Below are 24,869 nucleotides of genomic sequence, written 5' to 3'. Positions count from 1 at the left end.
TACGGGATTCCGGCATGAGATCAGGTCTTCGTTTACTGCTCCTTTCCACTCTGATTGTTCTGGTCAGTGGCTGCGCGACAACCAAGGAGGAAGAAGTGCTGCCGGAGGAGACCTATTACGAGAATGCCCGCCAGGCCATGAACTCCGGAAACTTCAATGAGGCGGAAGATAACCTGGATGCGCTGGAAACCTACTACCCGTTTGGCCGCTATGCCGAACAGGCCCAGCTTGATCTGATCTATGCCCGCTACCAGAACCTCGATCTTGAAGGCGCCCGGGCGGCCGCCGACCGTTTTCTGCGCCTGAACCCGCAAAGCGACCACGCCGATTACGCCCTGTACATGCGCGGGCTTGCCTCCTATAACCTGGATATCGGGCTTGCCGCGCGCTATTTTCCCATTGACGTCGCCGCCCGGGACCCGGGCGAGCAACTGCAAGCCTTCAGGGACTTTTCGGAACTGCTCAGTCGCTACCCGAACAGCAAGTATGTGGCCGATGCCCGCCAGCGTATGATCGCAATCCGCAACCGCATGGCCGAGCTGGAAATCCATGCCGCGCGCTACTACATCAAGCGCCAGGCCTACGTAGCCGCCAACAATCGGGGCCGGTACGTGCTGGAGAACTACCCGTCATCACCCTCCGTTGAAGAGGCGCTGGTCATCATGATCGAAACCTACCAGTTCCTCGACCTGAAAAAAGCCGCCCGGGACTCCATTGCCCTGCTGAAAACCAACTTCCCGGACAGCGACGCGCTCAATGAAGATGGCGAGTTCGTGGCCGATCTTTTGAAGGAGGAGAATCGTTCGCTCACCAACGTGGTCACGTTTGGCCTGATGGGCGACGAGTAAAGACTGAAAAAGGGGTCAGATGAAAATGGGGTCAGATGAACTTTTCATCTGACCCCATTTTCATCTGACCCCTTTTTCGACCCCAAATAACGGCTACTTGCCGCTTTTCCAGCTGTTGGTGATGGGATAACGACGGTCCTTGCCGAAGCCGCGCTCGGTAATCCTGACGCCGATCGGGGCCTGGCGGCGCTTGTACTCGTTGATATCCACCAGGCGGATAACCCGATCCACATCGGCCCGATCAAAGCCTTCCGCGACGATCGCGTCTGCGCTGAAATCCCGCTCCACGTAAAGATTCAGGATCTGATCCAGCACATCGTAGCCGGGCAGGCTGTCCTCATCTTTCTGGTCTGGCGCCAGCTCCGCGGAGGGCGGCCGGGTGATCACCCGCTCCGGAATCGCCTGGGAGACCGTGTTCCGATATTTGGCGAGGCGGAATACCAGGGTTTTCGGCACATCCTTAAGCACATCAAAACCACCGGCCATATCGCCGTAAAGGGTTGAATAGCCCACCGCCATCTCGCTCTTGTTGCCGGTTGTCAGTACCAGCGAGCCGAATTTGTTGGACAGTGACATCAGCAGCACACCGCGCAAACGGGCCTGCAGATTCTCCTCGGTTGTATCCGGCCGGGTGCCTTCGAAAGGCCCGGCCAGGGATTGCATGAAGGCGTCGTACATGGGCTCGATGGAGAACACGTCGTACTGCACCCCCAGCGTATTGGCCTCCGCCTCGGCGTCTTCCAGACTCATGCTCGAGGTATAACGGAAGGGCATCATCACCGCCCGGACACGATCCTTGCCCAGGGCATCCACCGCCACCGCCAGGGTGACCGCGGAATCAATGCCGCCAGACAACCCGAGCACCACCGACTTGAAGCCATTCTTGTTAACATAGTCCCGAACGCCCGTTACCAGGGCGTTGTACACATTGGCTTCCAGGGAGGGCTCTTCGGGTAAGGGCTGGGAAACCGGCTGGCAGCGGAGCTCACAAAGAAAGTCGACCGGGTACAAGCCTTCGGCAAACTGGGGCGCCTCCGCCGTCAACACGCCGGAATGGTCGAACACCATGGAGCCGCCGTCGAAGACCAGCTCGTCCTGCCCTCCGACCAGGTTAACATATACGATGCTGACCAGGTTTTCCCGGGATTTTCGCTCCAGCAGGGCCTTGCGGCGGGCCTGTTTGTCGATGTCGTAGGGTGAGGCGTTCAGATTCAGAATCAACCTTGCGCCAGCGGCAGCGCAATCTTCCACCGGCCCTTCCTTCCAGATGTCCTCACAAACGGTAATACCGACCGGGACACCGCGGATCTCCAGGGTCAGAACCTCCGTCCCTTCGGCAAAATACCGTTTTTCATCGAACACCTGGTAGTTGGGCGGGAAGCGCTTGAAGTACCGGCCGGTGATTTCGCCACCCTCGATCACGACGGCGGCATTATAGAGGAGCGCACCATGGCGCAGCGGAGCACCGAAAACGATGGCCGGCTCGAGCTGTTCCGCCTGCAGACGTTCGAGGGCTTCGTTAACCCGAACCTCAAGGCTTGGCCGAAGCAGCAGGTCTTCAGGCGGGTAGCCAGTGAGGCACAGCTCCGGAAAAACCACGATGTCCGCCTGGTGGTCTGATGTGGCGCGGCGGGCCGCATCAATAACAAGTTCGGTATTGCCGGGTATGTCGCCAACCAGAAAGTCCAGTTGGGCCATCACCACCCGTAATTTTTTCGCCGACACCCCGGAGGCGGCCTGTTTTCCGGAAACGGACATAAATCGGCTCCTGTAACTCATTGCCATGAAAAGGCTATTATAACCCCGCAAGCGAGAGGATTTCTCCCGACCAACAGCGGATTCCGGTAAAACATGGCAACAGAGACACCTTCACGGTCAGCCGAAACACTCACCCCGGCCCCTTCTACGCCGTCCGGTCTGCAGCAGGCAAAGCTGTTCAGGATCTACAACCACTACCGCCTGGTGGTCAGCCTGATGCTGGTCGCGCTGCTGTTTGTCGATCCAATCAATTTTGACACACGGTTCCGGCTGCACGACTACTACCAGGCCGGCGTTTCCGCCTACCTTGCCCTGAATGCCTTTATTGCCCTGCTTCTGGTAGCCGGCTTCCACCCGAGCCAACGGCACATCACGCTCTCGATCCTGATGGATATCCTTATCATGCACGGCCTGCTGCTGACCAGCACCGGCATAACCAACGGCCTGGCCAACCTGGTAATTGTTTCGGTAGCTGCCGGCAACATCCTGACCCCGAGCCGCATGGGCACCTTCTATGCGGCACTGGCCGCCATCTGCTCGCTGGGCATTTCGGGCTGGGCGGTGCTGACACTGGGCGAATCCGCCGACGATATCGTTCGGGCCGGCTCGCTGGGCATACTCTACTTTGCGGCTGCTTTCGTACTGCAGAATATCTCCCGCCGGATGATGCGCAGCGAAGCCCTGGCCACCAGCCGGGCCCGCAGCATTGCCGAGCTGGAACAGATCAACCAGCAGATCATCCAGCGCATGCGCACCGGCATTCTGGTGCTGGATCGATACGGCCATATCCGGCTGGCCAACGCGGCCGCCGAGGAGCTGTTGTACGGCGCGCCGAAGGCCTCAGCCCCGTTTCGTGATTACGCCACCGTATTGCCCAAGCCACTGAAGCTTGGCCTGGAGGCCTGGCTGAAGGACCCCACCCGCCGCATTGAACCCTTCCAGCCGTCCTCAACATCTCCATTATTGCAGGCCAACTTCACTCAACTGGATCAGGAGCGAGGCGACCATATCCTCGTGTTCATCGAGGACATGAGCAAGGTCACCCAGCAGGCCCAGCAGATGAAGCTGGCCTCTCTCGGGCGACTCACCGCAGGCATTGCCCATGAGATTCGCAACCCTCTGGGCGCCATCAGCCATGCTGCCCAACTGATGGAAGAAGCCCCGGACCTGGAACCTGGCGACCGCCAGATGCTGGGAATCATTCGGCGCCATTCGCGCAGGGTGAATGGCATTATCGAGAACGTTCTCGATCTTTCCCGGCGCCGGGCTGCCCATGCGGATCTGATCGAAGTCGGGCCCTGGCTTCAGGAATTCCGGGAAGACTTCCTTCAGACACAGGACGAACACTGCACGGCGGCCAATATTGTTCTGAAAATTGACCCGCAACTTCCTCCGGCACGATTCGACAAGAGCCAGATTGAACAGGTGATGGTGAATCTTTGCGACAACGGTTTGCGCTACAGTGAGCAGCACTCCGGACAACGAACAATCGGGATACACGCCGGGGCAACAGACGACAGAGAGCGGGCCTATATCGATGTGCGCGACCAGGGCCCGGGCATTGCCCCGGAAAACCGCAACTCGGTGTTTGAGCCTTTTTTCACCACCGACAAAAGCGGCACGGGCCTCGGACTTTATCTGGCCCGGGAACTGTGCGAGGCTAATCAGGCGCATCTTTCCCTGATAGAAGACGACCAGCCCGGCTGCTGCTTCCGCATCACCTTTGCCCACCCCGGGCGAATGATATGACCTCACGCCAGCGGATATCGGGCGTATGAATAACGACATGGAACCGACAATACAAGATGACCACATACACAGCGCTGATCGTTGACGACGAACCGGATATCCGGGAACTGCTGGAAATCACCCTGACCCGGATGGGAATAAAAACGCTCACGGCTCCCGACATGACCAGCGCTCTGGCGCTGCTGGAGCAGAACCCGCCGAACCTGTGCCTCACAGACATGAACCTGCCCGATGGCAATGGCATCGAACTGGTTCAGTGGATTCAGCTGCATGCCCCGACAACCCCGGTGGCCGTGATTACCGCCTATGGCAATATGGACACTGCCATCGAATCCCTGAAAGCCGGCGCCTTTGATTTTGTCTCCAAACCGGTGGAACTCTCCCGCCTCCGGGAGCTGGTCAACAGCGCACTCAAGCTGTCCGAAGCCAAGACCGACAGCGAAGACGCCACGGATGAACCCGGCCTGCTACTGGGCCAATCTCCCGAAATCCGGAAGCTGCGCAACCAGACCCGAAAACTGGCCAGAAGCCAGGCGCCGGTGTTTATCAGTGGCGAGTCCGGCAGTGGTAAGGAACTGGTGGCCCGAATGATTCACCTGCAGGGGCCCCGTCGCGAAGGACCGTTCATCGCCGTTAACTGCGGCGCGATTCCCTCCGAACTGATGGAAAGCGAGTTCTTCGGCCACAAGAAAGGCAGTTTTACCGGTGCGGTGGAAAACAAGGATGGCCTGTTCCGCTCGGCAAATGGCGGCACCCTCTTCCTTGATGAAGTGGCCGACCTGCCCCTGGCCATGCAGGTGAAACTGCTCCGAGCCATCCAGGAAAAAGCCGTACGCCCGGTAGGTGACACCAAGGAAGTCCCGGTGGATATCCGGGTATTGAGTGCCACCCACAAGAATCTACCGGAACTGGTGCAGGAAGGCAGTTTCCGCCAGGACCTGTTCTACCGCATTAACGTGATCGAACTGGCTGTTCCGCCCTTGCGCGAGCGCGAGGACGACATCCCCCTGCTGGCCACCCACATCCTCGAACGCATCGCCCGGGAGTACGAGTGCGACCCGGCCGCGTTAACGCCCGCCGCAATCGAGCGCCTCAAAGGCTATGACTTCCCCGGCAACGTGCGGGAACTGGAGAACGTGCTCGAGCGCGCCTTCACCCTGTGCGATGCCGACCAGATTGACGCCGAAGACCTGCACCTGGGGAACGGGGTGCAGCACGCGGCATCGGCCTCGCAGATTATTGCCGAAGGCCAGGCCGGCGACGGTGCAGGCTTTGCCGTGCCGGATGGCGAGATCGACCTGGAGGGCTACCTGGAGGGCATCGAGCGGCAGGCTATTGAAAAGGCGCTGGAGGCAACCCGATGGAACAAGACCGCCGCGGCGAAGCGGTTGGGGATCAGTTTTCGGGCGTTGCGGTATCGGTTGAAGAAGTTGGGGATGGAGTAACCAGGACCTGTAGATCCGGGAGGGTCCCTCGGCTTATACTGAGGTCGTCCAGAGCAGGAGGCACTGGTCACTCACTGATTCGCACTGTCCGAAGTCGTTACAGGGAAGTAAACGATGAAAAATTCGCTTCAGACTGGCGTGACGCTGGTCGAGTTGATTGCCGTTATGGCAATCAGCGCCATCATCCTCGCGTTCGCTATTCCAGGTACATCTAGCCTGATCAACCATTCAGGGCGTCATTCCGTACTCGCCGACCTGATTGCCACCCTCAATCTGGCAAGGAACACGGCAATCAACGAGCAAACAACGGTTACCGTCTGTGCCATTGGTGCAGATTCGAAATGCTCAAGTACCTGGTCGCTGCCAATCACCGCGTTTCGGGACCCCGGGCGCACCCGGGAAATCACAGATGTCAGCCAGATTGTGCGCGTGATTCAGCCCCTGGATACGGGCCGACTCACTGTCAGTTCAGGCATCCACAACTACTTCCGGTTTGAAAGCAGCGGCTGGTCGCGGGGAACCCTGGGGAATTTCGTCTGGTGCCCGGACTCTGACGACAACCATTACGCCGCTCAGATCCGGATCAATATGGGAGGGCGCCCCCGTACGGCGCGGGACCATGACGGGGACGGCATTGTTGAAGATTCCTCAGGCAACCCTATCGACTGCAGCAGCCTCTAGCAGGACCACGGTCAGTCCCAATTGACCCTCTGGCCATTTGAAAGCAGCGCAATGGTTCCTCCCCCCTGCCCATTCTTCGGCTGCGCTTCAATTCTGAATGCGATTGCGCTCTGGCTGGTGATCACCAGATCGTAGAATTTGGCGCTGCCATCGAGCGGCGCCTCATCCGGGAATATAGCGCCCGCAGCACTGCCGACGGAAGCCCCAGCGTAGGTCATATTCTGAGTATGAAAGCGCTCCATGGCGTTTGCCAGGGACATGAGCGCGCTTTTGGCGTCGGCCGCACGAGCATTCTCAACGTACCGGTTGTAACTGGGTAAGGCGATCGCGGCAATGATGCCAATGATTGCCACCACGATCATCAATTCGATCAGTGTGATGCCAGACTGCCGTTTGACTGCTGTCATTGTTGCTTCCCAACTCGGTTGCTGTTCGCCGGGGTTCCTGTGAGCCCCGGCTTCCGTTGTTGCTCCCGCGAATCAGTCGTAGAGTTCCTGCCAGCTCATCCGACCGGTATTCTCAGACGTGCTACCAACATCTACCTCTTCCGAGAGGATTTCACTGTCGGACCGGGGAATGAGTGCATAGTCACCCAGGAAACCCGTCTTGTTCGGCAGTCCACCCTTGGTCTTGAAGCCGACATAAGGAGAGCCCAATTTCGGCCAAACGGCGCGATCCGGCGTCTGACCATCCAGGCCAAAGGCCATCAGCCAGCCGCTGCCACCCACATCGCAGGGGTTGCTCGAGGGGATCGTGGAGTTCACGAAAACGTACTCCCCCCTCACCTGGGCAGGCTGCACAATTCTTTCGCCGGTTTCGGTTGTGAAGTCGACATACCAACCGTTCTGGGTATCGAAATCTTCGCCGGATGAAGAGCGGACGTCGAACACCTCGTTTTCAACGGTAATTACGGAATCGGTGACTGTCCGACCAATCAGATCGGATCGATCAAGCTCCGAAGTACCTTGATCCAGGATACCGTAAAAGGACTGAACATCTTCACTTACGGTGTCGTCCTGGGTTAGATACTGACCGGTTCCAAACAGGACCATGACATCCGGGTCCGGATTATTTTCATTGTCGTTGGGGTTGCGCACTACCATGGGGGCGGCCGTAACAGGCTGTGCAGTCCCGGAGCGTACGGCAGTGAACAAAGGATTCGGGGTGCTACCCTGACGATAAGCGGAGGCCCAGCTTCCATTCCCTGTATCTGCTGCCACCCAGATGTTGCCTTTCAGGTCGCCGGCATAAACACGGTCGACAATCCGGTCCCCATTCAAATCAACCTGTCGCACCGGAGACAAGCCGGTGGCGTCCGCCGCTGCGTCGAACTCGATGTATCGATAGTCGCCGGTGTCGGTCCAGTCGCCGTCCAGTCCGCCTTCAATATCGAGCATAAACAAGCCGGTTGACGCTCCAGTTGAGTTGTAACCGTTCGGCACGAACGCCGTCCAGCGATAATCGTTATTACCCCATTGAACCAGCGACACGGTGGGCGGCTCGATGATGTAGCCCATGCGGCTGTCGTCAGCACTACTGAACTCCCACATGACCAGATCGGAAGCATTCAACTCGGAGAAACTGGCAGGGTTGGTAACATCCAGGGCGAAGACCCCCTTGCCGCCGGTACGCGCACCACCAACCACAATCGTCCGCCAGTCTGCCGCTGTACCACCCGCGCCCTGCGTGTAGACATCCGAAACGACTGGTGTCAAATCCACGTAATACCGGTGCTGATAGGCCTGCTGAGTCAGATAATGAAGACCGGCATCCGCCTGATCGGAGAAGATAAACTCCGGGATATAACCAAAGAGCTCTTTACCGTCACTGCCTCGAAACGCATGCAGCATGCCATCGTTGGCACCCACATAGATCGCCGGTGTCCGGTTACGCTGTTCGCTTCTGTAATTGGCGTAGGTATCGGTAGTCGTGCCAAAAGGTACTCCTGCGGGCCAGCCAAGATCTGGATCCGCCACATAAACCGGGGTCGAATTGATAATGTCGCCCAGCAGGCTGGCCCTGCTCCTCATTCCGGTAATCGGATTACCCCGGAGATAGGAGATTCGATTCTCGGCTAAAGCAAGGCTACCGGCACCACCGTCGTATTTCAGGTCGTTCTGCTGGCGGGTCGTCAGGCTGCCCCAGTTAGTCCAGTTAAAGGCCAATCCTGCCGCGCCATCATAGGTGATGATCTGTCGGGCATCCTGCATTTGGTCCCGGGCGTCCAGGACGCTGCCCGCTTCCCAGGTTTCGGTTTCATTAATCGTTGGAGGTCCTGACTCGTTTTCGGTCAGCCCAGTGGCGAAGAGATCGCCGGTCCAGTTGGCGGAATCAAACCGGGCACCGAACAACAACGTGTCGGTTTCCAATGTGGCGGTGTTAAAGGTCACGCCAGTGGAGCTACCAACAGCCTCAGCAACAATGCTCTCAAAGGCTTTTTCCAGACTGGCGATCATCCGGTCCGCCTGGCCGGCAATGTAGTAATTGTCTGGACGTTTAAAGCTGGTGCCGCCCAGGGATACAGTTTCACCATTCGTGTGCCACCATTCCTCCGGCAAAGCCTCCGTCCGTGTTGCCGGTTCGAAATCATCCGGCACATCGAAGCCGCCGTATTTGGCCGCCAGATAATACTGGTTACTGGCCGGCGGCTGTAAAACCTGGTTTTCCAGAACGTCGACCCAATGTGTAGTCGCGGTCTGCTTACCCTCATCGTTCGGTCGCATGTCATTAACGAGGTTGTCGAATGCCAGCCCTGCAATGTACGCAGAATTCTGCCGCCCGGTGAACGAATTGGTCTCCCCAAGGCTGTTGCCCAATCCCTCAATAATGCCCACGCGATTAGTCATGGTAATCACGTTGACGGTCTCGTCGTTGCGCACCTCGCTCGGCATATTCGGTTCATCGTCCCGGTAACTCGTCTCGTTGCCGGGCAGGTTCTTGTCATCGTGGGTATTTACATCACCAATGCCCAGTATTGCCGCAGGCTGACACTCGTACTGAACAGGATCGACCCAGTCCGTAATTACAGGGAATCCGTCCGTGTATTTGTTCGTGGTGGCTGCATCCAGGCCATTCAGGCTTGAATATGCGCTGACAGATCCGAGCCCTTTCAGATAGCGTGTTGCGGCATAATACAGTTCACTCACCGGGTCCAGCGACTTATGGTTGTTGCTATTCAGTTGCCCGAATTTGTTGATGTAGTTGATGACACCACTGTTCACCACGGTCCCCGGTGTACTTGAAGCGGCGGTCGGATCGGGATTGGTGTAAAGAACACCGGTCGTCTCATCCCACTCTGCGTTGGGGTTGGTGGTCAACCCTGTTGACGGAAGAAACTGCTCGGGGCCAATGAACTTCTGTTGAGCCCTCAAAACACCGCCATCCCGGCTATTGCTGTCGTCGTTCAGGTAGCCGAATACGCTGTATCGCAGCGTCTCCGAGTTCTCCTGCAAAAGCCCCTCGGGCTTCCAGGCGTTGGAATATTGAACGCAGTTGGCCTCCAGACCTACGTTTGCGTCACATACCTTGACCCGAACATGGGCCTCCTGGGCGTTGGCCGCCGAGAATGTAGCAGTAGGATCGTACTTCACCGGATTGTTGTTCACGCCGGTGTCGCCTACGCTGAAACGCATTTCAACGCCCAGCCCCTGAATCCTCACGCGAACGCGATTGGCGGTAAACGGGGTTGCACCTGCCACGACGGTGGAACCGCTGATCTCCCTTACCGCGAGACCACTCTGCCCAGGATGCCGGGCCTTCTCCAGCCACGTTTGTGTGGTGGTGTCCAGGTAACGATAGCCTCCCGTCAAAACTTTGCGGAAGGGATCAATCGTCTGCGTCGTGGACCAGTTCAGAAAGTTACCGCTCCATTCCCCTGCGCCACTGCAGGTTCTCGAAGCAGACACGCTGGATGGCTTGAAATGCCGCTTTGACGCATCGGCGTCGTAATTGTATGTGTAACACTTGCTGGGGTCGAAATAGCCTTCAAACCGCCGGTCGGTGGTGTAAGAGCCGAGGTTTGCCAAGCTTTGCACCGTCGGAAATTCCACAGAAGGTGTCAAAACCAGGTTACCGGGAACGCCACGCCCACCGGCAAGATACAGAGGCTGATCCGCCAGGACACCAGGCGCAGCATAGCCCTGAACGGGAAGCACGATGACAACGCCTAAGAAGAAATTGCAAAGCTTTCTTTTAATCTGACTCATAGCATTATCCCTGCAGCTTGCGCTCACATTTCCCGCGCATAATAGGATTCGATGATGCGGGTGGACTCACCGGTCGGGCCTGGGCTCCACGCAACGATCCGGAAGGCCTGGGCATCGGTTGCACCTGTTTCATGGGAGTACCCCTCAACCACCAGATCAGTAAGCTGTTCCGGCTGTCGTGCCTCCCCGATGTGCTGTATGAAATATCTCGGTGTAACGCCATCCACAACAGTAGCCGTCCGAACGTTTGTGCTTCCAGTCCAGTCGAACGTCTGTGGGTCTGGCGCCGTATCGGTTTCGCCATAAAGCCCCCCTGTGCCGTCAAATTCCGACAGAAGGTTCACGTTCTCGATATACACTTCAGCATCCCGCAGCGCCGACTCTGCAATCTCCAGAGACTGCATACCCTCTCGCGCACCCGAGACCATTCGCTCCTGCATGATGGTTCCCTGCATGCTGGACACAGCCAAAAGTGTAAGGACCAGCAGCATCAATAGTGACAGAATCAGTGCGGCGCCTGCCTGACTGGTAATATTTACTCTGCCCATCACATCAGATCCTGTTTCTCATGGTGATTGTGGTCGTGTAGACCCGGTACAAAAAGGTGTCGTTGGCATTGGCGGTTGTCGCCAAGGCGCTGTTGGCTACACAGTCGAGCCAGCCGGGGTAGCAGTAATCCTGAGCTCCATCAGTCACTCGATCCTCCGGAGAGCGAATGAGAACACTCAGACGTATCGCAATGGTGTTGTCCGCTTGGGTACGACCAGCTGCTGTGAGACCTAACGGATCCTCCCAAGCGTTGACCTGGCCGTCCTGATCGCTGTCTACTCCGAACTGGAACTGGAAATCCATAACGTCTTGCAAAATGGCCACAGGTGTTGAGAAGTTACCAATACCAGAGCCCGATATTCCAACACCGTCAGTAACCAGTTCCCTGACCCCGTTCGCATTGTCGGTCAGATAGAATCTCTGTTGGCGCGGCCTGAACACAGAAGCCCCATCCGGATCATCATTGTAGTTAGTGGAGAGTGATTGAGTAGAGTTTCCGGGGCCCACACTCACGTTACCAGAGTTGTGAACAACTACCTCGTTATTGGTGTTCAGGTTCGTGACTTGGAAAACATCACCGGCACTGCAGTTTGTGACAATGAGAATGTCATTCAGGTTGAAAGAATCGCTGTCATCCACCTGGAGGTTGGCAGCCTGCTGGCTCGGCTGGAACGTCACTTTGATTTGGGAGTTACCATTTACTCCACCAAGGTACAGAACATCAGAATTTCCTGCACCGGCGTTATTCTCGGCATCCAGGCCACGTAAAAGAGCGCCAACGTCAAATCCGGTATCATTCAGGATGCTGTTGAGACGCCCATCTCTGACGCCATCACTACCCAGACATCCCCAATAGGACGAATTACGAATCTCCCGCCCAACAATGGACGTCGCCAACCGACCGGTTTCTTGGATTCTGGCACTGGCCTCAGCCACCCGGAAACTCTGGCTGTTGGAGGTAAAAATCTGTGTGAGCCCGAGGGTAATGATCAGCGACAGGGCCAATGCGACCATCACCTCAATAATGGACAGGCCTCTCTGGTTTGACGAGATCCTCATTGCTCCAACCTCGCTGTCATGGTGTAAGTCTGTTGCGCGGCATCGTTGCCGTATTGCCGCTCGTCCCAGGTGATGGTCACATCAACGGTGTTGCCGCTGAGGGATACTGCGCCAGTGGCACCGGGAACGTCGCGGCTCAGTCCGGCATTCCAGGCGCTGACCTCAGCCGTGGTAAGTGCTTCGTTATCGTTTGCTCTGACCATCTCCACCATTTCCTGGGCGTGCAGGTTGACCTGCGACCGGAGATTCGCATTGTTAACCTGCTGAAGTGACAGGTATTGCATACCCGCGACACCAAGAAGACCAACCAGCAGTACCAACAGAGCAACCAGTACCTCGATGAGAGTAAAACCACTCTGAGAACGTGAACCTGATCTGACCAACATGAACATTTTTCTCCAGAGATCTCGTCTGCTCCCCCGGATCAGGGGCAAGTAACGTCGGCAGTGGACACCCGTCCGCCCGGCGTCACGGTAACGCTCGTCCCGTCAGCGTCACCGGCGCAAACGTTGAACGAAACGTTCGCCGTACTGGTGGTAAGCCCGTTGGCCCGAAACGTCACGGAACCTGTACTAATACTCAGGTCCCCGCTCGCCTCCTCAATCTGCCGGATGACATTACCGCTGGATACGACCGTCGCCTGCATGGTATTGGAGGCGGAGGTCGCCGCCACTCTCTCGCCCCGACGGACGGCCTCACTTCGGGAATAGTTCAACAAACCAACGATAGAGTTGCTTGTAGAGACAACTCGGTTGTTGTCGATAATCCGTCCGAATTGGGGCACGGCGAAGCCAGCGATTAACGCAATGAGCGCTATTGCGATCATCAGTTCGACGAGAGTGAAGCCTTCACTGCCTGACTTTGAATGCATAGTCTATTCCCAGTTTTCCTTTCTACACGTTAGATGCATGATTAGGGGACCACCACCGTTATCGGACTAGCGGCAGCTGTTAGCGGACAAGCGGCAGGAATCAGTTGGCGTTTCGTGAACAGGATCACATTCCCTGAAGGCTGAAGCCGATGGAAGGTTCAGGACTTACCGGAGATCGAAGGGATGCAAGGGTGGGGTACCACCTTAACCGTGCCCCAACACAACTCCGGAGGGCGAATGTTCGCCTCAGCTTACTTCAACTGCGTCGATGCGAAGCTCTTTCGGCATGGAGAACACAATGTTCTCCTCCCGGCCAGCGATCTCCTCAGGAACACTGCCACCCAGTTCCCTCAAGCGGGCGATCACATCGTTCACCAGCACTTCCGGGGCCGAGGCGCCGGCGGTCACACCAACCGAGGTTTTGCCTTCCAGCCAGGCGGCATCAATCTGAGCCGCCTCATCAATCAGATAAGCCGGCGTACCCATGCGCTCCGCCAACTCACGCAACCGATTTGAGTTGGAACTGTTGGGCGAGCCGACCACCAGCATCAGATCGCAGTCACCGGCCAGCTGCTTCACGGCATCCTGCCGGTTCTGCGTGGCGTAGCAGATGTCGTCCTTGCGCGGGCCCTGGATTTCGGGAAATTTCGCGCGAAGGGCGTCGATCACCCGGGCGGTGTCGTCCATGGAGAGGGTGGTCTGGGTCACGTAGGAAAGCCTGGCGGGATCTTTCACCTGCAGGCTTGCCACGTCCTCCTCGTTTTCCACGAGGTAGATCTCACCACTATTGCTGTGGTCGTACTGGCCCATGGTGCCTTCCACTTCCGGGTGGCCATGGTGGCCGATCAGCACGCATTCCCGGCCGTCGCGGCTGTAGCGCATGACTTCCAGGTGGACCTTGGTGACCAGCGGGCAGGTGGCGTCGAAGACTTTCAGGCCGCGGCGGGCGGCTTCGTCCTGGACCGCCTGGGAGACGCCGTGGGCGCTGAAGATGACCAGCTTGTCGTCTGGTACTTCGTCCAGCTCGTCCACGAAAATGGCGCCGCGGTTGCGCAGGTTATCCACCACAAATTTATTGTGGACCACCTCGTGCCTTACGTAGATCGGCGCTCCGAACACGTCCAGCGCCCGGTTTACAATTTCAATGGCGCGGTCCACACCGGCACAAAAGCCTCGGGGATTGGCGAGTCGGATCTGCATATCAACCTGCTGCTCTGGTTAGTGGGCCGGGCCGACCGGCTCCACGTCAATGATTTCTACTTCAAACGTCAGTGTACGCCCTGCCAGGGGGTGATTGAAATCCACCTCCACTTCGTCACCTTCCACTCGGCTGACAACCCCAGGCAGTTCGCTCTGGCGGGCATCGGCGAAGGAGATCATCACGCCGGGTTCCAGCACCATATCCGGGCTGAACTCATGGCGTTTGAAGGTCTGAACGTTGTTCGGGTTGTGCTGGCCAAAGGCTTTTTCCGGCGGCACCTGGAAACTGTCCCTGTCGCCGGCCTTCATGCCCATCAGGTAGGTTTCGAAATTCTCTGGCAGGTTTTCATCGCCGATTTCCAGGGAAGCCGGCTCTTTCTCGAAGGTTGAGTCGATCACTTCACCATCCGGAAACTTGAGGGCGAAGTTCAGTTTGACGCGGGTACCCTTGTCGACAGGCAGTTCGTTCATGGAAGTCAGTCGCTCCTTTCCGCATTCCCGTCGGAATCGGCGGGTTTGCGGAACATATCAAGAATCATCATGCCAGCACCGATGGTAATGGCGGTGTCGGCCAGGTTAAAGGCCGGAAAGTGCCAGTCCTGCCAGTAAAAATGCAGGAAGTCGACCACATAGCCGTGCACCACCCGATCGTAGACGTTCCCCAGGGCGCCGCCCAGAATGAGCGCAATGGCAACGGCAGTCCAGGTCTCATGGCGCTGCAGGTTTCTGAGCCAGTAGACCAGCACAACACTGACCACCACGGCGAGGGTCACGAAGAACCACCGTTGCCAGCCCGCGGCCTCGGCCAGGAAGCTGAACGCTGCTCCGGTATTGTGCAGCAGCGTCAGGTTGAACATGGGAATCACCGGCACCGGGTCGCCGTAGGTCAGCATGGCGGTGGCCATGGCCTTGGTACCGAGATCCAGAATGATCACCAACACGGTCAGCCACAGCCACTTCAGCTTGCCTCCTGTTCGCTGCTCAGTCATGGCAGCGTCCATCAGGCGTAGGCGCGGGCTTCGCCGGGCCCTTCCACGTTGGTGACACAGCGGCCGCACAGGTCGTCGTACTTGGCGTTACGCCCGACATCTTCCCGGTGGTGCCAGCAGCGCTCGCACTTGGTGTGAGCGGCCGGTGTCACCTTCACCCGGAGACCTTCATGAGAGGTCATTTCCGCATCGCCAGCTTCAGACACCGGTTTCACGGTGGCTTCTGAGGTGATCAGCACGAAACGCAGCTCCTCGCCGAGGTGCTTCAGATCGGCTGCCAGATCGCCTTCGCAGAACAGGGTGACTTCGGCACTGAGAGAGCCTTTGATTTCACCCCGTGCCCTGGCTTCTTCCAGGCACTTGTTGACGGCCTCTTTTACACTGTACATCTCACGCCAGTAGTCGCGGCCAAGCTCGGCGTTTTCCGGCAACGCGGTCAGGCCTTCATACCAGGTTTCGTAGAACACGGTATCGCTGCGTTCGCCGGGCAGGTGCTGCCAGATTTCGTCAGCGGTGAAGCTGAGGATCGGGGCGATCCAGCGAACGAGTGCTTCGGCCACGTGGTACAGGGCCGTCTGGCAGGAACGCCGGGCCAGACTGTCGGCCTGGGTGGTGTACTGGCGATCCTTGATGATATCCAGATAGAAACCGCCCAGGGTGGCCTCACAGAAGTTGTACACCTTCTGGTAAATTCGCAGGAAGGCATAGTTGCCGTAGTCCTCGTGGAGCTCTTCCTGCAACTGCAGGGCACGGTCCACCATCCAGCGATCCAGGGCGATCATGTCCTCCGGTGCCACCATGTGCTGCTCCGGATCAAAGCCGGTCAGGTTGCTCAGCAGGAAGCGGGAAGTATTGCGGATCCGGCGGTAACCATCGGCGGTCTGGCGCAGGATGTCCTTGGACACGGTCATTTCGCCGCTGTAGTCGGTCGCCGCCACCCACAGGCGCAGGATGTCGGCGCCCAGTTCGTTCATGACTTCCTGGGGCGCGATCACGTTGCCCAGGGATTTGGACATCTTGTGGCCCTTGCCATCGACGGTAAAACCGTGGGTCAGAACTTGCCTGTACGGTGCCACGCCGTTCATGGCGATGGAGGTTTTCAGGGACGACTGGAACCAGCCACGGTGCTGGTCGGAGCCTTCCAGGTACATATCGGCCGGGAACTGGCCCAGCTCATCACGGACCCGGAGAACGGATTCGTGGGTCACACCGGAATCGAACCAGACATCCAGGGTGTCCGTCACCTTTTCGTACCGCTCGGCATCACTGCCCAACAGGGAAGACGCATCCAGCTCGTACCAGGCGTCGATACCGCCCTCCTCGATCTGCTGGGCCACCTTCTCGATCAGGTTCTGGGTATCCGGGTGCAGCTCCTGGGTTTCCTTATGGATAAACAGGGTGATGGGCACACCCCAGGTCCGCTGCCGGGAGATGCACCAGTCCGGAGACTGGTTGAACATGGCCTCAATACGGTTCTGGCCCCAGGCAGGTACCCAGCGCACACCCTTGATGGCTTCCAGGGCGTCGGCGCGCAGGTTCTCCTTGTCCATGCTGATAAACCACTGGGGCGTGGCCCGGTAGATCAGCGGGGTCTTGGTACGCCAGCAATGGGGATAGCTGTGGCGGAATTTCTCGGAACGGACCAGCTTGCCCTCACGCTCAAGCGCGCTGCAAACCGGCTCATCCGCCTTGTAAACATGCACTCCGGCCAGCTCACCGGCGGCCGAGGTGTAGGTGCCATCAGCCTGAACCAGATTGATGGTGCCGATGTTGTAGGCCTTGCCCACTTCAAAGTCTTCCATGCCGTGATCGGGCGCGGTATGGACAGCGCCGGTACCGGCATCGGTGGACACGTGATCGCCGAGGATCACCGGCACCTGCTTGTCGTAGATCGGATGCTGGAGAACCAGATTTTCCAGGGCAGCGCCGGAGCAGGTGGCCAGCACTTCGTAGCTCTCGACCTGCCAGCGCGCCATAATGCCTTCCACCATATCGGCGGCCAGAATCATACGCTCAGGTCCCTGACCAACATCGGCCTGTACCAACGCATAGTCCAGATCCGCATTCAGAGAAACCGCCTGGTTGGCCGGAATGGTCCAGGGCGTGGTGGTCCAGATAACAACGGACACATCACCACGGCCATTGTCGGTGCCAAACAGTGACAGGGCTTTGGCCTGATCAACCGCGGTAAAGCGCACATCGATCTGGGTAGAGGTCTTGTCCTGGTACTCAACCTCGGCTTCCGCCAGTGCGGACTGACCCACCACACTCCAGTAAACCGGCTTGTAACCACGCACCAGATGCCCTTTGGCAACAATCTTGCCCAGGGCACGCACGATCCCGGCTTCCACCTTGGGATCCATGGTCAGGTAGGGCTTGTCCCACTCACCCATCACGCCCAGGCGAATAAAGTCTTCCTTCTGCCCGGCGATCTGTTTGGTGGCGTAGTCGCGACAGGCCTGGCGGAAGGTCTTGTAATCCACCTTCACCCCGGCCTTGCCAATCTCCTGCTCCACCTTGTGCTCGATGGGCAGGCCATGGCAGTCCCAGCCCGGCACGTAGGGCGCATCGAAGCCCATGAAGCTGCGGGACTTGACGATCATGTCCTTGAGAATCTTGTTGACCGCATGACCAATGTGAATGCTGCCGTTGGCGTAGGGAGGGCCATCATGAAGAATGAACTTGTCCCGCCCTTCACGCTGCTTGCGCAGGTTGCCGTAGACGTCGAGATCCTGCCAGCGCTTGAGCATTTCCGGCTCGCGCTTGGCCAGGTTACCGCGCATGGGGAAGGCGGTTTCCGGCAGATTCAGGGTGTGCTTGTAGTCGCTCATGGTTTGTGTGCGTACTCTTTTGGTCGATTTGGCTTGGTCAGTGTTGATCAGTCTTTTATTCGTTGGGGCGCCGCGAGGTGTTTCAATGCGGGGTTCGCACGGAGCCGTTGGCGTAAATCCACGAGCGGGCCTCCTCGAAATCCCGGGCAATCTGTTCTTTCAGCTCATCTACCGAAGCAAACTTTTCCTCGTCCCGCAGGCCGTGGCGGAAGACAACTTCCAGATGCTGGCCATAAAGTGTGCCAGCAAAGTCAAACAGGTGCACTTCCAGCGACGGCTGCTTGCCGTCCACCGTCGGCCGAATGCCGATATTGGCCACACCGTCGTAAGTTGCGCCGTTATCCAGCGTGGCGGCAACGACATACACGCCGCGCAGGGCCGGTGTATGATGCAGCAGAATGTTGGCTGTTGGCGCGCCGATCTGGCGGCCCAGTTGCCGGCCGTATACCACCCTGCCCCGGATGCGGTAAGGGTGCCCGAGCAGGGCTTCCGCCTGCTCCAGACCATTCACCGTGAGCAACTCCCGCACACGGGTGCTGCTCACCCGCTCGCCTTTAACCGTTACCGTGCGGGTATTCTCAACCGTGAAACCGACATCCGGGCCGACCTTTTCCAGCAGTGAGAAATCCCCGGCCCGGTCACAGCCGAAGCGAAAGTCGTCGCCCACTACCAGATGCCGGACAGCCAGCCCTTCAATCAGGACGTCTTCGATAAAGCCCATAGCCGAATAGCTGCGGAAAGCCTGATTGAAACGCAGGCAAAGCACCATGTCGACACCCTCGGCCAGCAGTTCCTCGAATTTCTGTCGGAAGGCCATCAGCCGCGGCGGCGCCTCTTGGCCCTGGAAAAACTCCCGGGGCTGGGGCTCGAAAATCATCACCACGGAAGGCACGCCAAGCGCTTCGGCCTTGCTTTTGACCTGGTCAATAATGGTTTTGTGCCCCAGGTGCACACCATCAAAATTACCGATGGTCGCGACACACCCATTGGCGAGCGGAGAGTCCTCCCGCCCGGACAGCTTTTTCAGGTTGGTCAGGCCCCGGATCAGACGCATGCAATGCGAACCTTCAATTGCCAGCTTGCTTTCAGCGCTTACCTTTTACCGCAACGCTGGTGAGAAAACGCGCGATTATACCTTACCTCTGGCGGAAATGTCTTACCCGAACCCCGGCCAGCGCCAGAACGACGAAGTAAACCACCACACCGGCGCCCACCAGAATCGCCATATCCACCGCCCGCTGATAACCGCCGTTGGCGAGCCATACCGGCACCGGCGGACTCAGCCACAGAATAACGGCGGCCAGGGCACCATTGGCGAACAGAATCTGCAGCAGGAAACGGCGCCAGCCGGGCTGGCTCTGCCACGCCCCTTCCTTGCGCAGCCCCCGCCACAGCAAATAGCCGTTCAGCCAGGCGGCCAGCGAAGTAGCCAACGCCAGCCCGGCATGGGCGAGAGGGAAGATCAGGATCAGGTTGAGCACCATGTTTGCCACCATCGCGATGACACCGATCTTTACCGGGGTTGCGGTGTCCTCGCGGGCAAAATAGCCCGGGGCCAGCACCTTGATCAGCATGAAAGCCAGCAACCCGGCGGAATAGGCCAGCAGGCTCCGGGCCGACATGGCCACATCCCGATCGGTCACCTCACCGTAATCGAACAGTGTGGCGATCAGAGGCTCGGCCAGCAGGGCAAGCGCCAGTGCCGCCGGCAAACCGATCAGCAGAACCGCGCGGACGGCCCAATCCAGGGTTGCCGCAAACTGATCCGCCGATGCAGAGGTGTGTTTGCGGGACAGGTTTGGAAGAATCACCGTGGCGATGGCAATGCCAAAAACACCCAGCGGCAACTCCGCAAGACGATCGGAATAATACAGCCATGACACGCTGCCAGTCTGGAGAAACGAGGCAAGCACCGTGTCCAGCAGAAGGTTGATCTGGCTGACCGACACCCCGAACAGGGCCGGCACCATCAGCTTCAGGATGCGGCTGACACCCTCGTGACGATAATCCACCCGTGGCCGGGGAAGCAGTCCGATACGCATCAGAAACGGTAACTGGAAGAACAGTTGCAGGGCACCGGCAATGAACACGCCCCAGGCCAGGGCCAGGACCGGCTCATCCATCAGCGGTGCCAGCCAGATGGCCGCGGCAATCATGGCCAGGTTGAGCAGAACCGGTGTGAACGCCGGCACGGCGAAGCGGTCGTAGCTGTTCAGGATACCGCCGGCAAACGCCGTCAGGGAAATCAGCAGCAGATAGGGAAAGGTAATGCGCAACATGTCGCTGGTGAGTGCGAACTTTGCCTCATCGTCCAGAAAGCCCGGTGCAAAAACGGCGGTCAGGACCGGCGCGCCCAGGATGGCCGCCAGCGTTACGCCCAGCAATACCAGGCCTAGCGAACCGGCCACCGCATTGACCAGCCCCTGAACATCCGAATGGGCGCGATTCTCGCGGTACGACGACAATACCGGAACGAAGGCCTGGGAAAAGGCCCCCTCAGCAAACAGCCGACGCAGGAAATTGGGAATCTTGAACGCGACAAAGAAGGCATCGGCTCCGGCGCCGGCACCGAAATAACGCGCAATCACCATATCGCGCACCAGGCCAAGCACCCGGGACAGCATGGTCATGATGCCCACCAGCCCGGAGGACCGCAGCAGTCCGTGCGCTTTGGGTAGATGTTTTGGCTCAGGAGGTAATTCAGGTTCCGACGACATGCAGGCTCTGGTCTGGCAATGTGAACATCAATGAGGGCGGGTACTTCGGAAATTACCTGCTTCCCGATAGGGCCCGCAATCCGTGAGCGGCGAGTTTACCACAGGCCTTGTGTCTCAGGGCATGAAATGGGTTTTGGCCTTGACATTTCGAGGTTTGAGCGGCATAGTTCCGCGTCATTTATTTCGACGCGCTGGTTTTGGCGCGCCCGCGATGTAACGAATCATTCAGCAACGAATTTTAGATTTTCAGGAGTTATACGGTGGCAAATTCCCCGCAAGCCAAGAAGCGCGCACGTCAGAACGAGAAGAACCGCAAGCATAATGCAAGCCTGCGTTCCATGGCGCGTACGTACATCAAGAAAATTCAGTCCAAGATTGAAGCCGGTAACTACGAAGAAGCCCAGGCTGCTTTCCAGCAGGCTCAGCCGATTCTGGACAGCATGGTGAACAAGGGCATCTTCTCGAAGAACAAGGTCGCTCGTAACAAGAGCCGCCTGAGCGCGAGAATCAAATCCCTGAAGAGCGCGTAAATCGCCCGCTTCAGAGCATAAAAACCGGCCAGCTGGCCGGTTTTTTTATGGGCAACGCTGTCATTCTCAGACAATCACCAGGTTATCCCGGTGAATCATCTCCTCACCGGAGATGTAGCCCAGAATATCGGCAATCCGGTCGCTGGAGCGCCCGGCAATCGCACGGGCTTCGCTGGCACTGTAGTTCACCAGCCCCCGCGCAATCTCCTTGCCAGACTGATCCACGCAGGACACCATCTCGCCCCGGCGAAACTGCCCGGCCACACCTTTTACCCCGACCGGCAGCAGGCTCCGCCCACCAAGGCAGAGCACCTTTACCGCGCCGTCGTCCAACGTCAGCCTGCCCCGGGTCTGCAGATGGCTGGCCAGCCACTGTTTTCGGGCCGCAATCCTGCCCTGCTCAGGCAGCAGCAGAGTGCCGATCACATCGCCCTGCCGCAGGCGCCCGATCACCCCCTCGATACGGCCGCCGACAATAACCGTGAACGCACCGGACCGGGCGGCCAGGCGCGCCGCACGCAACTTGGTGAGCATGCCGCCACGGCCCAGCACACCGGCACCACCGCCCGCCATGGCATCGAGCTCGTGGTCACCCGCCTTGCGCTCGGTCACCAGGCTGGCGTCGCTGTGCTTCCTGGGGTCCTTGTCAAACAGGCCGAGCTGGTCAGTCAGAATAATCAGGCCGTCCGCCTCAATCAGGTTGGCAACCAACGCCCCGAGGGTGTCGTTGTCACCGAAACGGATCTCATCGGTCACGACCGTGTCGTTCTCGTTGACGATCGGCACGACGCCAAAGTCGAGTAAGGCCCTGAGCGTGCTTCGGCCGTTGAGGTAACGCTTGCGATCTGACAGGTCGTCGTGGGTCAGCAATATCTGCGCGGTATGAATGCCGTGACGCTTGAACTGGGCTTCCCAGGTCTGCACCAGGCCCATCTGGCCAACGGCGGCGGCCGCCTGCAGCTCGTGCAACTGGTCGGGCCGCACCGTCCAGCCAAGGCGGCTCATACCCTCCGCCACCGAACCGGACGAAACCACAACCACCTCCACGCCCTCTTCCACCAGCGCCGCAATCTGGTCTACCCACAGGCCCAGGGCGGCCGCATCCAGACCTCTGCCATCGTTGGTCAGCAGGGCGCTTCCGATCTTGATGACCAGGCGACGGGCCTGGCGCAGCTGTAGGCGTTCAGTCATGGTCCGTGGGTGATCCCTATGGTCTTATCCGGCGTTACTCTGGCGCATAGACCACTTCAACGTCGTAATCATCGTCATCGAAGTCGTCATCATCCTCGTCATCCTCCCTGGCGGCGCGACGGGCCTGGCGCTCCGCCTCGATGCGAGCCCGGGCTTCATCATCCATCTGCCGGCGGCGCTGGGCTTCGCGCTCTGCAACCTCAGGGTTCTGGGCTTCGGCTTCAGCCTGCTCCTCTATCCAGCGCATGACCGCCTGAACCAGGGGCCGGGTACCTTCACCACTGAGCGCCGAAATCCGGAACACTGGCCCGTCCCAGCCAAGCTCATCGACGATGGCCTGGCAATGGGCCTCGCGATCTTCCTCGGCGACCATATCCACCTTGTTCAGCACCAGCCATCTGGGCCGGCTGGCAAGCGTCTCACTGAACTTCTCAAGCTCGTGCGCAATCGCCCGGACGGCATCCGCCGGTGACGACCCGTCGTAGGGGGCCACATCGACAAGGTGCAGCAAAAGCCGGGTACGAACCAGATGCTTCAGGAACCGGATACCAAGCCCGGCGCCCTCGGCCGCCCCTTCAATCAGGCCGGGTATATCCGCGATCACAAAACTCTGATGCGCCTGAACACTGACCACCCCGAGGTTGGGCACCAGCGTGGTAAAGGGATAATCCGCCACTTTCGGGCGAGCCGCCGACACCGAGCGGATAAAGGTGGATTTGCCGGCATTGGGCATACCCAGCAGCCCGACATCCGCCAGCACCTTCAGTTCCAGACGGAGGTTGCGCAACTCACCTTCCGAGCCCTTGGTAGTCTGCCGGGGCGCACGGTTAACGGAGGACTTGAAGCGGGTATTACCCAGGCCGTGAAAACCCGCCTGGGCCACTTTCAGACGCTGCCCCGCATGGGTCAGATCCCCCAGCACCTCATGGGTATCCATATCGACAACCGTGGTACCCACCGGGACGGGCAGAATCAGATCCTCCCCCTTGGTGCCGGTGCAGTTCCGGCCGGAGCCCGGCTCACCATTCTGGGCCTTGTGCTTGCGCTGGAAACGGTAGTCAATCAACGTATTCAGCGACTCGTCCGCTTCCAGAAATACGGAACCACCATCGCCCCCGTCGCCGCCGTCGGGGCCACCCTTGGGAACGTATTTTTCACGCCGGAAGCTCAGGCAGCCGTGGCCGCCCTTGCCGGCTTCCACAATGATGGTGGCTTCGTCTACGAATTTCATGAATCAACCCTTTGCGCGACGCGCATAAACTAAAAAGCCCCGCAGCCTCTAGGAAGCTTTGCGGGGCTCCGGATGGCTCTGGACACCTGATGATATCAGGATACCAGTGCCACCCAAGGTTCGACAGAACCGGATCGCCGCTGCTTACGCAGCCGGAACGATGCTCACGAACTTGCGGCTCAGCGGGCCTTTGACTTCGAACTTCACCTGGCCGTCTGCTTTCGCAAACAGGGTGTGGTCCTTGCCAATGCCAACGTTACTGCCAGCGTGGAAGCGGGTGCCACGCTGACGAATGATGATGCTGCCTGCAGAAACAGTCTCACCGCCATAGCGCTTCACACCAAGTCGTTTCGACTCGGAATCGCGACCGTTACGGGTACTACCTGCTGCCTTTTTATGAGCCATTACCAGCCTCCTTATTTAAGGGGTAAGTCGAGAGCCTCAGCCCTGGATACCCGTGATCTTGACTTCAGTAAACCACTGACGGTGGCCCTGACGCTTCATGTGATGCTTCCGGCGACGGAACTTGATGATCTGAACCTTGTCGTGACGGCCGTGGCTAACCACTTCTGCAGTCACTTTGGCACCATCAACCACCGGCGCGCCTACCTGAACCTTGTCACCATCGGCGATCAGCAGAACACGATCAAACTCAACGTTACCGCCGGTTTCAACTTCCAGCTTTTCCAGCTTCAGGGTTTCGCCTTCTTTTACACGGTGTTGCTTACCACCGCTAACAATAACTGCGTACATGTACTCGTTCTCCGCGATTGACCCATCCCTGCTCTTATCCACCTGGTTCTAAGGGAGGCGCTCTGGCGACCCTATAGCAGGGAGCGCAGGTTGGGATGAGTTGGGCGCGTGATTGTACGAGAAGATGCACAGCTACGCAAGTTGAACATGGGGTCAGATGAACGCCTTCATCTGACCCCTTCTTGACGTTGACACCATAGCCCCCAATACCTAGCATTGCTGCTTCCTGCCCGAAATATCAACAGAAGCACCAGCAAGGGAT

Annotated in this window: 22 protein-coding genes; 5 read left to right on the top strand and 17 right to left on the bottom strand. The window is 58.5% G+C overall.

Annotated elements, in window-relative coordinates; translation table 11 throughout:
- The first annotated feature begins 14 nt into the window (after positions 1–14).
- Positions 15–848 carry an outer membrane protein assembly factor BamD gene (locus msub_RS20085; protein WP_048498049.1) on the top strand — a complete coding sequence of 278 codons (834 nt, stop codon included), beginning with the start codon at positions 15–17 and terminating at the stop codon, positions 846–848.
- A gap of 93 nt (positions 849–941) precedes the next feature.
- Here the strand turns inward: msub_RS20085 and msub_RS20080 are convergent, their stop codons facing one another.
- Positions 942–2,606, bottom strand: a complete 1,665-nt coding sequence (locus tag msub_RS20080) for an NAD+ synthase (RefSeq protein ID WP_048497871.1) — start codon at positions 2,604–2,606, stop codon at positions 942–944.
- Positions 2,607–2,699: 93 nt separating this feature from the next.
- Between msub_RS20080 and msub_RS20075 the strand changes: the two genes are divergently transcribed.
- The 3 genes from msub_RS20075 (at position 2,700) to msub_RS20065 (ending at position 6,481) form a co-directional block, all read left to right on the top strand.
- Positions 2,700–4,355 (top strand): sensor histidine kinase, encoded by a 1,656-nt coding sequence (locus msub_RS20075; protein WP_048497870.1) that lies wholly within the window; start codon positions 2,700–2,702, stop codon positions 4,353–4,355.
- A 56-nt stretch (positions 4,356–4,411) separates the two neighbouring features.
- On the top strand, positions 4,412–5,800 hold the full coding sequence (locus msub_RS20070; protein ID WP_048497869.1) for a sigma-54-dependent transcriptional regulator: 1,389 nt from the start codon (positions 4,412–4,414) through the stop codon (positions 5,798–5,800).
- 114 nt (positions 5,801–5,914) lie between these two features.
- Positions 5,915–6,481, top strand: a complete 567-nt coding sequence (locus msub_RS20065) for a GspH/FimT family pseudopilin (protein WP_048497868.1) — start codon at positions 5,915–5,917, stop codon at positions 6,479–6,481.
- A gap of 11 nt (positions 6,482–6,492) precedes the next feature.
- On the opposite strand, the gene msub_RS22315 is transcribed toward msub_RS20065, so the two are convergent.
- The 12 genes from msub_RS22315 to murJ form a co-directional block, all read right to left on the bottom strand.
- Positions 6,493–6,888: a type IV pilin protein gene (locus msub_RS22315; RefSeq protein WP_048497867.1), complete on the bottom strand. Its 396-nt coding sequence runs from the start codon at positions 6,886–6,888 to the stop codon at positions 6,493–6,495.
- A 72-nt stretch (positions 6,889–6,960) separates the two neighbouring features.
- Positions 6,961–10,686, bottom strand: coding sequence for a pilus assembly protein (locus tag msub_RS20055; protein WP_048497866.1), 3,726 nt, complete (start codon positions 10,684–10,686; stop codon positions 6,961–6,963).
- A gap of 23 nt (positions 10,687–10,709) precedes the next feature.
- Entirely contained in the window at positions 10,710–11,234 is a 525-nt protein-coding gene (locus msub_RS20050; RefSeq protein WP_048497865.1) for a pilus assembly PilX family protein, read from the bottom strand.
- Positions 11,235–11,238: 4 nt separating this feature from the next.
- Complete coding sequence (locus msub_RS20045; protein WP_048497864.1) at positions 11,239–12,294, bottom strand: PilW family protein; 1,056 nt, start codon at positions 12,292–12,294, stop codon at positions 11,239–11,241.
- Positions 12,291–12,680, bottom strand: coding sequence for a type IV pilus modification protein PilV (gene pilV, locus msub_RS20040; protein WP_197083909.1), 390 nt, complete (start codon positions 12,678–12,680; stop codon positions 12,291–12,293). The genes msub_RS20045 and pilV overlap by 4 nt, the downstream gene beginning before the upstream one ends.
- A gap of 38 nt (positions 12,681–12,718) precedes the next feature.
- Complete coding sequence (locus msub_RS20825) at positions 12,719–13,165, bottom strand: GspH/FimT family pseudopilin (protein ID WP_053077988.1); 447 nt, start codon at positions 13,163–13,165, stop codon at positions 12,719–12,721.
- Between the two features lie 246 nt (positions 13,166–13,411).
- Positions 13,412–14,365 (bottom strand): 4-hydroxy-3-methylbut-2-enyl diphosphate reductase, encoded by a 954-nt coding sequence (gene ispH, locus msub_RS20030; protein WP_048497862.1) that lies wholly within the window; start codon positions 14,363–14,365, stop codon positions 13,412–13,414.
- Between the two features lie 18 nt (positions 14,366–14,383).
- A complete protein-coding gene (gene fkpB, locus msub_RS20025; protein ID WP_048497861.1) occupies positions 14,384–14,836 on the bottom strand; it encodes an FKBP-type peptidyl-prolyl cis-trans isomerase in 453 nt (150 codons plus the stop codon).
- A gap of 5 nt (positions 14,837–14,841) precedes the next feature.
- Positions 14,842–15,366, bottom strand: a complete 525-nt coding sequence (gene lspA / locus msub_RS20020; protein ID WP_048497860.1) for a signal peptidase II — start codon at positions 15,364–15,366, stop codon at positions 14,842–14,844.
- Positions 15,366–18,185 carry an isoleucine--tRNA ligase gene (ileS, locus tag msub_RS20015; protein ID WP_048497859.1) on the bottom strand — a complete coding sequence of 940 codons (2,820 nt, stop codon included), beginning with the start codon at positions 18,183–18,185 and terminating at the stop codon, positions 15,366–15,368. The genes lspA and ileS overlap by 1 nt, the downstream gene beginning before the upstream one ends.
- An 82-nt stretch (positions 18,186–18,267) precedes the next feature.
- The gene (ribF, locus tag msub_RS20010; RefSeq protein ID WP_048497858.1) at positions 18,268–19,239 is read right to left on the bottom strand and encodes a bifunctional riboflavin kinase/FAD synthetase; all 972 of its coding nucleotides are present in this window, start codon (positions 19,237–19,239) and stop codon (positions 18,268–18,270) included.
- A gap of 82 nt (positions 19,240–19,321) precedes the next feature.
- Positions 19,322–20,902 carry a murein biosynthesis integral membrane protein MurJ gene (gene murJ, locus msub_RS20005; RefSeq protein WP_082146596.1) on the bottom strand — a complete coding sequence of 527 codons (1,581 nt, stop codon included), beginning with the start codon at positions 20,900–20,902 and terminating at the stop codon, positions 19,322–19,324.
- 260 nt (positions 20,903–21,162) lie between these two features.
- Here murJ and rpsT point away from each other — a divergent pair, with 260 nt between their 5' ends.
- On the top strand, positions 21,163–21,432 hold the full coding sequence (rpsT, locus tag msub_RS20000; RefSeq protein WP_048497856.1) for a 30S ribosomal protein S20: 270 nt from the start codon (positions 21,163–21,165) through the stop codon (positions 21,430–21,432).
- Between the two features lie 66 nt (positions 21,433–21,498).
- On the opposite strand, the gene proB is transcribed toward rpsT, so the two are convergent.
- The 4 genes from proB to rplU all read right to left on the bottom strand — a co-directional run bounded on the left by proB (position 21,499) and on the right by rplU (position 24,607).
- On the bottom strand, positions 21,499–22,623 hold the full coding sequence (proB, locus tag msub_RS19995; protein WP_048497855.1) for a glutamate 5-kinase: 1,125 nt from the start codon (positions 22,621–22,623) through the stop codon (positions 21,499–21,501).
- 34 nt (positions 22,624–22,657) lie between these two features.
- On the bottom strand, positions 22,658–23,854 hold the full coding sequence (gene cgtA, locus msub_RS19990; RefSeq protein WP_048497854.1) for an Obg family GTPase CgtA: 1,197 nt from the start codon (positions 23,852–23,854) through the stop codon (positions 22,658–22,660).
- Positions 23,855–23,998: 144 nt separating this feature from the next.
- Complete coding sequence (rpmA, locus tag msub_RS19985) at positions 23,999–24,259, bottom strand: 50S ribosomal protein L27 (RefSeq protein ID WP_048497853.1); 261 nt, start codon at positions 24,257–24,259, stop codon at positions 23,999–24,001.
- A gap of 36 nt (positions 24,260–24,295) precedes the next feature.
- Positions 24,296–24,607, bottom strand: a complete 312-nt coding sequence (gene rplU, locus msub_RS19980; RefSeq protein WP_048497852.1) for a 50S ribosomal protein L21 — start codon at positions 24,605–24,607, stop codon at positions 24,296–24,298.
- Positions 24,608–24,869: the final 262 nt, after the last annotated feature.

This window comes from Marinobacter subterrani, assembly GCF_001045555.1.
Classification (GTDB): domain Bacteria; phylum Pseudomonadota; class Gammaproteobacteria; order Pseudomonadales; family Oleiphilaceae; genus Marinobacter; species Marinobacter subterrani.
The sequence above is the reverse complement of the archived record's forward strand: the minus strand, read 5'-3'. Positions and strand labels throughout refer to the sequence as shown.